The sequence below is a fragment of the Hymenobacter seoulensis genome (assembly GCF_054780535.1).
The window spans coordinates 1,240,962-1,253,834 of sequence record NZ_BAAGWD010000001.1; the positions used below are offsets into that span (position 1 = coordinate 1,240,962).

12 protein-coding genes are annotated in these 12,873 nt (G+C 57.6%); 9 read left to right on the forward strand and 3 right to left on the reverse strand.

The window, feature by feature from the left end; genetic code table 11:
* Positions 1-45: 45 nt before the first annotated feature.
* Positions 46-1,401, forward strand: coding sequence for an alpha-amylase family glycosyl hydrolase (locus ACYVHC_RS05325; protein WP_460612627.1), 1,356 nt, complete (start codon positions 46-48; stop codon positions 1,399-1,401).
* Between the two features lie 29 nt (positions 1,402-1,430).
* Here the strand turns inward: ACYVHC_RS05325 and blaOXA are convergent, their stop codons facing one another.
* Positions 1,431-2,249 carry a class D beta-lactamase gene (blaOXA, locus tag ACYVHC_RS05330; RefSeq protein WP_460612628.1) on the reverse strand — a complete coding sequence of 273 codons (819 nt, stop codon included), beginning with the start codon at positions 2,247-2,249 and terminating at the stop codon, positions 1,431-1,433.
* A gap of 126 nt (positions 2,250-2,375) precedes the next feature.
* On the opposite strand from blaOXA, the gene ACYVHC_RS05335 reads away from it, so the two are divergent.
* The 4 genes from ACYVHC_RS05335 (at position 2,376) to gloA2 (ending at position 5,422) form a co-directional block, all read left to right on the forward strand.
* Entirely contained in the window at positions 2,376-3,326 is a 951-nt protein-coding gene (locus tag ACYVHC_RS05335; RefSeq protein ID WP_460612629.1) for an aldo/keto reductase, read from the forward strand.
* Positions 3,327-3,537: 211 nt separating this feature from the next.
* Positions 3,538-4,029, forward strand: coding sequence for a GNAT family N-acetyltransferase (locus tag ACYVHC_RS05340; RefSeq protein WP_460612630.1), 492 nt, complete (start codon positions 3,538-3,540; stop codon positions 4,027-4,029).
* Positions 4,030-4,137: 108 nt separating this feature from the next.
* Positions 4,138-4,851: a DUF421 domain-containing protein gene (locus ACYVHC_RS05345; protein ID WP_460612631.1), complete on the forward strand. Its 714-nt coding sequence runs from the start codon at positions 4,138-4,140 to the stop codon at positions 4,849-4,851.
* 181 nt (positions 4,852-5,032) lie between these two features.
* A complete protein-coding gene (gene gloA2, locus ACYVHC_RS05350; protein WP_460612632.1) occupies positions 5,033-5,422 on the forward strand; it encodes a VOC family protein in 390 nt (129 codons plus the stop codon).
* 12 nt (positions 5,423-5,434) lie between these two features.
* On the opposite strand, the gene ACYVHC_RS05355 is transcribed toward gloA2, so the two are convergent.
* On the reverse strand, positions 5,435-6,085 hold the full coding sequence (locus ACYVHC_RS05355; protein WP_460612633.1) for a hypothetical protein: 651 nt from the start codon (positions 6,083-6,085) through the stop codon (positions 5,435-5,437).
* 129 nt (positions 6,086-6,214) lie between these two features.
* Between ACYVHC_RS05355 and serA the strand changes: the two genes are divergently transcribed.
* Positions 6,215-8,116: a phosphoglycerate dehydrogenase gene (gene serA, locus ACYVHC_RS05360; protein ID WP_460612634.1), complete on the forward strand. Its 1,902-nt coding sequence runs from the start codon at positions 6,215-6,217 to the stop codon at positions 8,114-8,116.
* A 74-nt stretch (positions 8,117-8,190) separates the two neighbouring features.
* Positions 8,191-9,630, forward strand: coding sequence for a DUF4932 domain-containing protein (locus ACYVHC_RS05365; protein ID WP_460612635.1), 1,440 nt, complete (start codon positions 8,191-8,193; stop codon positions 9,628-9,630).
* Positions 9,631-9,644: 14 nt separating this feature from the next.
* Here ACYVHC_RS05365 and ACYVHC_RS05370 read toward each other — a convergent pair whose 3' ends face one another.
* The gene (locus ACYVHC_RS05370; RefSeq protein ID WP_460612636.1) at positions 9,645-11,000 is read right to left on the reverse strand and encodes a D-alanyl-D-alanine carboxypeptidase/D-alanyl-D-alanine-endopeptidase; all 1,356 of its coding nucleotides are present in this window, start codon (positions 10,998-11,000) and stop codon (positions 9,645-9,647) included.
* Positions 11,001-11,244: 244 nt separating this feature from the next.
* Between ACYVHC_RS05370 and ACYVHC_RS05375 the strand changes: the two genes are divergently transcribed.
* On the forward strand, positions 11,245-12,120 hold the full coding sequence (locus ACYVHC_RS05375; RefSeq protein ID WP_460612637.1) for a T9SS type A sorting domain-containing protein: 876 nt from the start codon (positions 11,245-11,247) through the stop codon (positions 12,118-12,120).
* A 145-nt stretch (positions 12,121-12,265) separates the two neighbouring features.
* A complete protein-coding gene (locus ACYVHC_RS05380; RefSeq protein WP_460612638.1) occupies positions 12,266-12,826 on the forward strand; it encodes a hypothetical protein in 561 nt (186 codons plus the stop codon).
* Positions 12,827-12,873 lie beyond the last annotated feature (47 nt).

The window sequence follows — 12,873 nt, forward strand, 5'->3', positions numbered from 1 at the left end:
GCGTAGGCAGGAGCCGATTTTCCTCTATCCGTAAGTCCGTTCGCCGTGCCCGATACTCCCCTGCATCCGTATGCCCACTTATTCCAGGTTCGTCACCCGGAGTGGGCCGCCAACGCCACCATCTATGAGGTAAACCTGCGCCAATACACCCCTGAGGGCACATTCAGGGCCTTTGAGACGCACTTGCCGCGGCTAGCCGCCATGGGCGTGAGTATTGTATGGCTGATGCCCGTGCACCCCATTGGGGAGTTGGAGCGCAAAGGCACCCTAGGCAGCCAGTACGCCGTGCGCGACTATTTTGGCGTGAACCCGGAGTTTGGCACCTTAGAAGACCTGCAGCACCTCGTAAAAACGGCGCACAACTTAGGTCTGCGCGTCCTGCTCGACTGGGTGGCCAACCACACCAGCTGGGACAACCCGCTGGTGCACGAACACCCCGAGTGGTATCAGCACGATGCTGAGGGTAACCTAGTTCCGCCCGTGCCCGACTGGACGGATGTCGTCACGTTTGATTACGGGCAGCCGGCCATGCGCCGCTACATGATTGATGCCCTGCTGTATTGGCTGCGCGAAGCCGATATTGATGGGTTTCGTTGCGACGTGGCCGGCCTCGTGCCTACTGATTTCTGGGACGAAGCGCGCCTAGAGCTGGATGAGGTGAAGCCCTTGTTTATGCTGGCCGAGTGGGACGAGCTGTATCCATCTGGGGGCCTAAGCTGGTCGGAGTTCAACTCCGACACCCAGCTGATGGAGCGCTCTTTCAACATGTGCTTTGGCTTGCGCCTACATTATCTGCTCGACCACATTGCCGAAGAAAAGCACCCGCTCCACGACATCGACATCTACCTGGCGGCGGAGCGGGCGAAATATCCTGCCTCGGTGTATCTGATGCACTTTACCAGCAACCACGACGTGAACAGCTGGGACGGCACGGAGTATGAGCGCCTGGGGCCGCTGGCCTTGCCGTTTGCCGTGCTTACGGTGCTGCTGCCGGGCATGCCGCTGGTATACTCAGGCCAGGAAGCGGCCCTAGACCGGCGTTTGGCCTTCTTCGACAAAGACCCCATTGACTGGCAGAACTACCCGTTGCAGGATTTTTACACCCGCCTGCTGCAGCTCAAGCGCCGCCACCCTGCCCTGCGCAACGGCGACCTGAACAGTCGTTTCCGGCGACTAATTAGTGCGCCGGAGCTGTATGGTTTCCTGCGCCAAAAGGATGATGCCGCCGTTCTGACCGTTATCAATAGTGCCGCCGCCTCTCGCACCATTTCGCTACCCTCGGATGCGGCCGGAACCTGGTCCGACATTTTTAGCGGCGAGCAGTTGCGGTTTCAGGCCGGCGAGACCCTAGTAGTGCCGGCCCACGGCTGGCGCGTACTGGAAAAGCTCGTACCGCACTAGGTCATCGTCGGCCGCAAACCCAGGCGGCATTACATCCAGCCTAGCTCTTGCAGTACCGCTTCGGCAATAGCCCGCCGGCTGACCAGAAACTGGTTGTTGGCGGGTTGGCCAGTTGGTGGCTCTTGATTTAGCGCAAAGAAAATGACGCGGCCATCTGCGCGCTGGAGCCACCCCACAAACCAGCCATTATCAGCATTGGAAGCAGAGCGGAAGCGCCACCCGGTTTTGCCGCTTAGCGTGTACGCGGCTGTTTTTTTCAGGACGAGGAGCTGCTTTACAGCGCGCTGATGGCGCACATCCAGCGGCAGCGCTTCGGCGTGCAGGCGGCGCAGGAAAGCAATTTGCTCAAACTGACTTATGCGCGATTCGCCATCCAGCCAGAACGTATCCAGCGTGTTGGGTTTGACCACAATACCGGGGTAGCGCAGCTTGCGCAGCCACTCCTGGTACGGCTTCACGCCTACTTTGCGGGCCAGCTGCTGGTAGCACGGCACACACGAAACGCGCAAGGCCCGAGCAAATGTCATGTCCTGGTTCCATTGCGGAAAATCGCGCGTCACGCCATCCCAGCGGCAGATATCGGCCGTATCGGGCAGGGCGCCCGTTTGCAGCGCAATCAGGGTGTTCGGAATCTTGAACGTAGAAGCCGGCAAAAAACCCTGGCGGCAGCGCTTGGCATTATAGGCCAGGAATTGGCCCGCCGAGGCATCATATAGCAGCATAGAGCCCTGCACGCCATAGCGCTCAAAATGCGGCCGGAAGTTGCGCTCCGTAACAGGGGTAGCCGGAGCAGTTGCCAACAGCAGCAGGCAACTCAGGCTTAGCAGTAAGAAAAGGGTCCGTAGCATGGCCGTGAAGGTAGCATGGCCAGCTAACACACTTTCGCATTTAGCGGGCCCTGATAACCTAACGCGCCGCTAAGCAGTTTATGCCAATCGGTTTCATTGCATCCTCTTTTCATTAGCTACTACCTTATGCAACATCGTGAACTGGGCCGCTCGGGCCTGCATATTGCCCCGCTGGTGCTGGGCGGCAACGTTTTTGGCTGGACCGCCGACGAGGCTACTTCTTTCCAGATTCTGGATGCGTTTGTGGCCGGCGGTGGCAACACCATTGATACCGCCGATGGCTACTCGGTGTGGGTGCCGGGCCACGTGGGCGGCGAGTCGGAAACTATCATTGGCAAGTGGCTTAAGCAGCGCGGCCGCCGCAACGACGTCATCATCGCCACCAAAGTAGGTTGGGAAGTAAACCCCGAAAATAAAGGCCTTAAGAAAGACTACATCCTGCGCGCCGTGGAAGGCTCCCTCAAGCGCCTGCAAACCGATTATATTGACTTGTACCAGTCGCATAAGGACGACCCCACGACGCCCGTTGAGGAAACCCTGGAGGCCTATGCCCAGCTGGTGAAAGAAGGCAAAGTGCGCGTCATTGGGGCCTCTAACTTTGATGCGGCCCGCCTGCGGGAGTCCATTGAAGCCAGCGCCGCGCACGGTTTCCCACGCTACGAGTCGTTGCAGCCGCTGTACAACCTCTACGATCGGGCCGAGTTTGAGCAGCAGTTAGTGCCGTTGGTGCAGGAGCACCACATCGGCGTGATTCCGTACTACGGCCTGGCCGCGGGCTTCCTGACGGGCAAGTACCGCACCGAAGCCGACCTCAAGAAAAGCGCCCGCGGCGGCGGTGTCGGCCAGAAATACCTGAATGAGAAAGGCCTGAAAATACTAGGTGCGCTTGATGCCGTAGCCGCCCGCCAGCAAGCCACACCGGCGCAGGTTACGCTAGCCTGGATTATCGCCCAGCCTGGCCTTACGGCCCCTATTGCCAGCGCTACCAGCCCTGAGCAGGTAACGGAACTGCTGCACGCCACGGAACTGCAGCTCAGCCCCGACGACGTGCAGGAGCTGAACCAAGCCAGCGCATAAAACACTAGGCTTAGGCAAGGCCCCAACCGGCCCCGCTAGCAGCCAGCTGGTGGGGCCGGCTTTTGTTGGGCAATTATTCCCTAGCTCAACGGTAGGCAGCAACCTGTGTAGCGCCCCAACCCAAAAAGTTACTGTTCAGGTAGTAGTGTATGCTGCGCTTTCCGTCTTAACTTCGGCTACTGTCCGTTGTTGCGCTTGCCTTGTTTCGTTGATGATTATTCGTACTGCCACTCGCTCTGATCTTGATAGCCTCTACCACATCTGGTGTGAGCTGATGGACCTGCACGAAGCCTACCACCCCGTTTTTGGCTACCACCGGCAGGCCGAAACGGAGCTGAAGCGCTCTTTGCTCCAGCGCCTACAAGAGCCCTACACTCGGTTTTTCGTGATTGAAAAAGAAGGCGGCCTTGCGGGCTTGTTGGTGGCCATGTACCAAATCGGCAACAATGGTATGCACTTTAACCGCCGCGGCTACATTGCCGAAACCATTGTGCGCCCTCAGTACCGGCGCACGGGCCTAGGCAGCCTGCTGTTTGAAACCGCCAAGGAATGGCTCACCCGCCACGGCGCCGACCACCTGGAGCTGCAGGTGGCCGTTGCCAACCCTGGTGCCATGCAGTTTTGGGCGGCACTGGGCTTTGCTGCTTCTACGCAGCACCTGGTGCTTCCGCTCAATTCTGCTACCCCCTACCAAGCCCGCTAACCTCCTACTCCGCCACCTGGGCACCGTCCGTTGAGGTTGTAAGAAGCTAACTGTTCAGCTAAAACTTGCGTTAGACACCTTCATCTACCGTTAGTATTCGTCCTGTGTATGCTTCTTGCCGCTTCTATTAAGCCCTTCGATTGGCAGCGTTTCTTTTTATCCGAAGATGCGCCACCGTTATTTCTACTAGAGGTTGCGCTACGATGCGTGGTCACCTACCTACTTATTCTGGGGGCTTTGCGGGTAACCGGGCGCCGCGGGGTACGGCAGCTGTCTATTTTTGAGCTCAGCATTATTCTGGCGCTGGGCTCCGCCGCCGGCGACGCCATGTTCTACGACGATGTGCCCATGCTGCACGTGACGGTGGTGTTCGTGATGGTATCGGCCCTGTATCTGCTCTTCAACCGCCTCACCGAGCGTTTTCCTCGCTTTTCTGACTGGCTGGAGGGCGCTCCTATCCTCTTGGTTGAGAACGGTGAAATCAAGCATCAAGCCCTGGAAAAGCAGAATCTCACGCAAAAAGAGCTATTCGGTGAGCTGCGCCAGTATCAGATAGAGCACCTGGGGCAAGTCCGGCGCGCCTACATGGAAGCTACCGGCAACGTGAGCATCTATTTCTATGAAGATGACGAAGTTAAGCCCGGCTTGCCCATCTGGCCCGAGCGCGTGCAGCAAACCCAACAACGAGTGGAAGAGGCTGGATTATACGCTTGTGCCTGCTGTGGCCACTTACGGGAAGTAAGCAAAGGCAGTGTTGCCCGCTGTGAGGTGTGCAAGAAAGACAAGTGGGTACCGTCCTGCGAGGCCCTGCGTGTGCAGTAACAGTAAGCTCCATAAGGGTTCGACACCCGCAAGAGCCGATAGTGTCCTCCGTACAGCCCCGGAAATGTGACTACCTTTTGCGCTTACTCTAGGGCCATTTCCTAGCTAGCTCCTGGCGGCTTACATCAGGGGGGCAGCTAGTACTCATCTGTTTGAGTTCATTCGTTCATCTCCTCGCCTCATGCTTTCCATACTCCGGGTCCACCATATTGCCGTAATCTGCTCCGACTATGCCACCTCGAAACGCTTTTACACCGACGTACTGGGCCTGGAGGTGATGCGCGAAGTGTACCGCGAGGAGCGCCAGTCGTGGAAGCTGGATCTGGCCTTGAACGGGCAGTACCTGCTGGAGCTGTTCTCGTTTCCCGAAACGCCGTCTCGCCTGAGTCGGCCCGAGGCTACTGGCCTGCGCCACGTGGCCTTTGCCGTCGACGACCTCGATGCGACCATCCAGCACCTGAACGCGCAGAACGTAGCCTCAGAGCCGGTGCGCGTAGATGAGTTTACCAGCCGGCGCTTTACCTTCATTCAGGACCCCGATGGCCTGCCCATTGAGTTTTATGAAGTGTAGGTTGGCGGGTGTTTAGGGGGTAGGCGCGACAGTGAGCTTCCAGTAGGTAAGTGTTCTTTTGTCCGTTCCGGCCGTTTCATCGCGCTTCAGGTAAAGGGTTTGGGGGCTGACCCAGAACAGCTCCTCTGGCTCCCATTTCTCGGGCTGCACCTCCCATACCTTGCGCAACACCCCATCCTGCAGCTGAAACAACTGAAGCGCATTGGGCTGAGCACCTTCGTACTCAATCCCTGGGCAAACAGCAGCAATGCATTGCTGATCAGGCGAATACTGAGGCGGGCCGTATAAAGTCAGGCGACGGCCTTCCGGCGAAACCAGCCACCACTCACTTGACTCATAGAACCCAACCTCCACCACATGCCGCCGGAAGCCTGTTAAATAGCCGCGGTAGGTATAAATAGTTGATTCGGCCTCGGAAATGCCGCGGGCGAGGCTGGCTTCGTTTATTATAACATCTCGAAAAACCTGGGGCCCGGCCGTGGTAGGAATGATGAGCTGCCCATTGCGGGATTTCACCGGAAACGTAACTGGTGGTACCACTGGCCGCATTTTCTGGCGCGCACCAGCATATGTAGCTGCCGTAATCCGCGTAAACGTTACAGTAGCCGGTTTCGGCGCCGCGGTTGAGAGTAATAAGGGGGCTAGTATCGCTATCAGGTACATAGGCTAAAAGTAAGGATAGAGCCACAGACTCCATTGCCAAGCACATCGGTTGTTTTTCGTTTGAAATCGTAGAACGCGCCAAAACTGACTTGCGGCTGATTGCGCATTCCGTTCTACCTTGCCCCTACTATGCCCGAGACGTACCAACCGCTCCCCTACCTTATTATTGATTTCGACAGCACCTTCACCCAGGTAGAAGGGCTTGATGAACTAGCCGATATTGCCCTACAGGGTCAGCCCAACCGCGAAGAAGTAGTAGGCGCCATCCGGGCCCTCACCGACCGTGGCATGAGCGGCGAGCTGAACTTCTCGGAGTCGTTAAAGCAGCGGCTGGCGTTACTGCCGGCCCGGCGCGAGCACCTGCCTCTGTTAGTAGAGCGCCTGCGCGGCAAAGTGTCCGAGAGCATTCAGCGCAACCGCGGCTTCTTCGAGAAATTTCAGGGGCGCGTGTACATTGTCAGCAGCGGTTTCCGGGAGTTTATTGAGCCCGTGGTAGCCGAGTTTGGCATCGACGCCGACCACGTGCTGGCCAACACCTTTACCTTCGATGCCGAGGGGCGCATTTCGGGCTTCGATGCTGAAAACGTGCTCAGCCGCGACGGCGGCAAAATTCTGCAGCTCCGCCAACTCGACCTTGACGGCGACGTGTACGCCCTTGGTGACGGTTACACCGACTACCAGATCCGCGAAGCGGGCCTCGCCAACCGCTTTTATGCCTTCACCGAAAACGTGCACCGCGAGGCCGTGGTAGCGCGTGCCGATGAAGTACTGCCTTCTTTCGACGAATTTCTCTACCAGAATAAGCTTCCGATGACGCTCTCCTACCCCAAAAACCGCATTAAAGTCCTGCTGCTCGAAAACCCCGACCCGCGCGCTGCCGAAATGTTCCGCCAGGAAGGCTACCAGGTAGAAACCGTGCCCGGTGGCCTCGACGAAGATGAGTTGGTGCAGCAGATTGAAGGCGTGAGCATATTGGGCATCCGGAGCAAAACGCAGGTAACCGCTAGGGTGCTGGAAGCCGCCAACCGCCTCATCGGCATCGGGGCCTTCTGCATTGGCACCAACCAAATTGACTTGGTCGGCTGCATGAAAAAAGGGGTGCCCGTATTCAACGCGCCCTTCAGCAACACCCGCTCGGTAGTGGAGCTGGCCCTCGGCGAAATCATCATGCTAGCCCGCCGCATCCCGGAAAAAAGCCCTAAAATGCACCAGGGCGAGTGGGATAAGTCGGCGAAGGGCTCGTTTGAAATTCGGGGCAAAAAGCTGGGAATTGTAGGCTACGGCAACATTGGCTCCCAGCTTTCAGTGGTGGCTGAGGCCGTGGGCATGCAGGTGCTGTATTACGATGTAGCCGAGAAGCTGCAACTAGGCAACGCCGTAAAGTGCCGCACCCTAGAGGAGCTGCTGCGCCAGTCCGATATTGTAACCCTACACGTAGATGGCCGTCCCGCCAACACTAACCTTATTGGAGCCGCGGAGCTGGCCATGATGAAGCCCGGCGCCCTGCTGCTCAACAACAGCCGTGGCCACGTGGTAGATGTGCCGGCCCTGGCCGCCGTGCTCCGCTCAGGCCACCTAGGCGGTGCCGCCGTGGATGTGTTCCCGTACGAGCCCAAAACCAACCACGAAAACTTTGAGAGCGAGCTACGCGGCCTGCCCAACGTGCTGCTTACGCCCCACATTGGGGGTAGTACCGCCGAGGCCCAGCGCAACATTGCCGAGTTTGTGCCCGAGCGCATTATGCAGTACGTGAATACCGGCAACACCCAGCAGAGCGTCAATTTCCCCAACATTCAGCTGCCCGAGCAGCAGGCTCACCGCCTTATTCATATTCACCACAACGTGCCTGGCGTATTGGCCCGCATCAACAATGTGCTGGCGGAGCACCACGTCAACATCCTGGGCCAGTACCTGAAAACCAACGAGCACATCGGCTACGTGATTACCGACATCGACAAGCAGTACGAGCCCGAGGTAATTGGCGAGCTGCGCAAGGTAGAGCACACTATTAAGTTCCGGGTGCTGTACTAAGTGCTCCTACGCGCGGCGCGTACTTCTACTAGGCATCTTTCAGCATCAAACTACCATTATAGCTACTCAACTATATGAAGCGACTTTTGGGCATTCTGTGCCTGCTGCTTGGGTTTGGGCCGGCCAGCTATGCGGCAGCGCCTGAAACGCCCATTACCATTACTGGCTCCGAGCCCTACGAGCTGACCAACATCATTCTAGCCCTCACGCCGTACGGCCGTGAGGATGAGTTTGAGGTGTATAAAAAGTCAACGTACTACCGGCAGGTGCTGGCGCATTTTGGGCCGTATATGCAGCATCCGCTGCTGGCTAAGGTCAATTATTCGCGCAAGGAGTGGGACAAGTATCTGAGCTTCCGCACCGACTCGTATGCCTTCGACTTCGGGGCCGATGGACAGTTGCAGCGGCGCTTCCCGTTTGCGACGCAAGACGGTATGAAGCCATTTGAGGATAACCTGGGCCTAGTAAATGATTTCGTGCGGGCCTCGGGCTTCCGGGCGTTTTATCAGGCCCACAAACCTTACTACGACTCGGTGTCGGTGGCGTATCAACAGTCGCAGATGCTGCCCGAGATGCTGGCGTTTCTGAAGGTGGAGATGGGCGGCACCTGGACGCCGGTGAAGTATGCCGTGGTGATTTCGCCGCTGGTACACCGCATGAACTGCCACCGCACCGTGAATGGCGTGGCCACTGATTTTGTAAGCTTGCCAGCTTATGTTATTGATGGTACTACCCCCACCCAGGTCTCGGAAGCCGAGAAAGCCTCCGAAATCCATATGCTCTTTACCGAGATGGATCATGGCTTTGTAAACCCTGTAAGCGACCAGCACGCATCCCAGATAACTCAGGCTTTCAGCAGCAAGCAATGGGACACGGGCAGCGGCTACGAGAACCTGATGCTAGCTACGTTTAATGAGTACATGACCTGGGCTGTGTACGATCTGTTTCTGTACAAATACTTTCCCCATATAGCGCCACTAGTTGCTCAGGACTGGGCCTTGCAAAACGAAAGCCGGGGCTTTTTTGCCAGCTCCTTGTTCAATGCCAAATTGAAAGCCTTGTATGACAGCAAGGGCAAAAACCAGAAGATCAGCGACCTGTACCCGGCGCTACTGAAGTGGTGTAAGAAAACTCAGCCGCACCTCAGCCAACCCACCATTACGGCCTGCCCTCTGCAAAACGCTGACCTCACCAACAGCCTAAAGGCCGCATACGAAATCACGTTTTCAGAGCCCATGCAGGAGCTTGCGGCACTTGATATGGTGCAGGTAGCAGCCACTGAGCCCCGAAAAATGCAGGTACTGACCTTAACTCACGAAGCCAACAAACTGGCCTGGCATGACAATGGTCAGAAGCTGTATTTTGAGGTAGCACTAGAAAACAACTGCCAGAACCAAGTGGCGTTCAATATTCCGTGGCGTACAAAAACAGCGCTCAGAAGCAAAAAAGGGGTTGATTTGCTGGTATACAAATCCATCATCACTACCCAGGTAAAAGTCGCGAAGCCAGAATAAAGTGGCCTTCGCGGCTATAGCTGGTCTCGCACCTGCGCCAGGATTTTCTCCACTTCGGTACGGACGGGCGCGTCGTCGCCGGGCAGGTTGTTGTTGAGGAAGCTGAAGGCCAGCAGTCGGCCCGATTTAGTGCGCAGGTAGCCGACCAGGTTGTGGTTGTTGGTGAGGGTGCCGGTTTTGCCCCAGAGCCACGGTTTGCCCGCTACCGGACGGTAGCGGCGGCGCAAGGTGCCCTGCCCTCCACCAGCTGCTAGTAAGTTCAATAAGCGCGGCTCTTCTACCTGTTGGTGCAGGCGCAGCATCAGGGCCACTAGGGTGCGGGGCGTGGCTAGGTTTAGGCGCGACAGGCCAGAGCCATCAACCCAGGTTACCGGGTCGGGCAGATCGTGGAGGTAGCGCTGCTGCATGGTGCGGATGACACGGGCGGTATTCAGCGAATCGAGACCTAGTGTGGAGGAGCACATGAGTAGCAGCTGCTCGGCCAGAAAGTTGTCGCTGACCCGAATCATCCGGCGGTACAATGAGTCGACGGGTAAGCCGCGCAGGGTGTATACTGCATCCTGGGGCCGCAGCCGAAACGGGGTTTGCAGCACGGGCCGCCGTAGTGTGTCCTGAAGCAGCTGGAGCAGCAGCGCCGGGCTGGTGCGAAAGGGCGTTTCATCAACCCAATTTTTGGGGCTCGGAAACACCACAAAGCGGTTTTCAAGCTGCTCGCGCCGCACATGGTCGTTGGTTGGGTTGCTAGCTCCGGACGCAGCCAGCTCCGTGATTGGCTGGAAGAAACGCGGGTATAGGCGCGGCCAGGGCTGGCCGGCTTTGGCGTAGAAGCGCACGGTGTTGCCATACACTGGCAAAGGGCTGCGCTCGGGCTGGAAATAATAGTTGTAGTCATCCCAGCTCCAGCCCGGCCCGAAGGTGGTGACGGTAGGCACTTCGGCATACAGTAGCTTTTCGGGCCGACCAGCCAGGAAAGCCAGCGCTCGGCCCGAGGGCACATCGCCGTGAAGCAGCGTCGGGTCGCCGGTACCCCAGAACAGCAGCGTATCAGGGCGCACTACGTAGCGCAGGCTGGGCAAGGAGTCGGGCAATAATTGCAGGCCCGCGTACAGGCTAAACAGCTTCATGGTGCTGGCTGGCGTGAAATACCGATCCTCGTTGAGGCCATATAGCTGCTGGCCGGTGGCTACATCGGTAATGCACACGCCCACGTGGTGCCGTTGCAAGGCGGGCGCTTCCCGCACCATCTTCTCCAGCCAAACAGGGTTTGGGAGGCGAGTAGGGCTAGTAGCAACAGGAATTTGCGCGGGCAGCGCTAAAGGCAAGAGCAGGAACAATAGCGCCCAGAAGCGCCGAAAAAAAACCAGAAGCATACTGGCGCAAGTTGCGGATTTACGGGCGTATCTGAACCATAACCGGCGCCTGGAGCTATAGAAATCAGCCCGGTAAAAACTAATTCAGGACGGTTTGCGGGCCCAGTTGGCCTAGTGTTTTTAATGGGCTACGAGCCGGATTTCTGCTTTTTTCAGGGACCTGATTAAACCCGCGCCGGCTGGCCTCATCTATGCCAATACATCCGGATATCCCTTCTCATTTTCTGTTAGCCTTACCTTGCTCATGAAAGCCAGTACGCTCACCCTCGCCTTTTTCCTGTTGCTGGCCGGCCCGGCCGTGCACGCCCAAAATACGCAGGCCCGGCACAACTCGCCAGCCCGCACCGAGCTGCGCACTTACTACCAGCAAAACGTGCTGCCCGTAGTGCGCCAGCAGCGCCAGAAACTGGAGGCCCAACTTTCTACTTCTGATAAAGCCCAGCTTGCCTTGTATCGGGCGCAGCTGCGCGAAAGTCGCCAGAAGGAGAAAGCTCTGCGCCAAAGCTTCCGGGCCGCCGCTACCCCCACCGAGGGCAAACGCCCCCCTTTAACGGAGGCACAAAAGCAGCAGCTTCAGCAGCAACGCTCCGAAACCAAAGCCATCATGCAGAACGTGAGCTTGCTGGCGCAGAAATACGAAGGCGACATTGCCAAACTTGCCCAAGAAGTGCAGCCCCAGAAAGAGAAATGGACGGCCGATACGAAAGCTATTCTGGCCCGCACTGCTACCCCTGCCCAACCCGAAAAAGTCGGCCGTCGGCACGGCAAAAAGCACATAGGCGGCCCCCGCCGCTATTTCCAGCCCGCCACATTCCTGCTCCTCGACCCCAACGCGCCTGCGCCGCCACGAGCCGCCACCGAGGCAACCAAAGCGGGCGTGTACCCCAACCCTTCCGTCTCAACCAACCAGGTGGAGTACGAGGTGAAAAAGGCCGGCCCCGTGACGGTGGAGCTGCTAGACGGTCGCGGCAACACGCTGCGCACCGTGGCGCAGGAGGCCAAAAAGGAGAAAGGCACGCACACGCTCACGGCAAACGTAGCCGACCTGCCGGCCGGAACCTACTATTTCAAAATCACGAGCCGCACGGGCTCCGAAACCCGGCGCTTTGTGAAGGAATAGCCCCCTAGCCAGTTTAGCTACTAAACAGGGCTAGTAAGGCGTTATAAAAACCGGTCTGCTTCGGCGGGCCGGTTTTTCGTTTTTGCTTGTGGCCCGCACCATACTTTACTTTCCGGCCGTAGGCAGCTTGTTATCTTTACGCCCTATGCTACGCTCCTTCCTGACCTGGCTTTCTGTTCTGACTACCACCGTGCTGCTGGCCGCCTGCTGCGGTTCCGTTGCCTGTGAATGCGACGACGCCTACGCCGATGCCATCGGGCTCAAGTTCAGCCCCTCCGATTCGGCTACTGCAAATGGATTTGCTTCAGATGATATAAAGAATGTGTTTTTGGTACGCATACCCCGCGACCCATTACAGGTTCCTAGGGCCGATACGGTACTCGTGACGCGCAGCCGCAGCAAGGCGTTTGAGCTGCCGGTTATCATCAACAATGCCACGCCTTTTGCACTGGCATCCGGCAATAAGCTTACCCAATACAGCTATGTGCTGTACCTGGCTCCCACACGCAGCGCTACCCCTACGTTCACCTACAAGATTGATAGTGTGCAGCTGGCTACCACCTACGAAGGCGACGGCTGCTGCTCCTGTTTCCGCAACACCAACAAGCAGGCCTTCATCACGCAAAACTTACAGTCCAAAGTCCTTAACCTCACTGATCCGGCTCAAACGAATAAACTGGTACCTATTGTACTAACCAGAAAATAACCTGCCGGAACGCAAGCCAAGCACCCCGCTGTTATACACAACAGCCA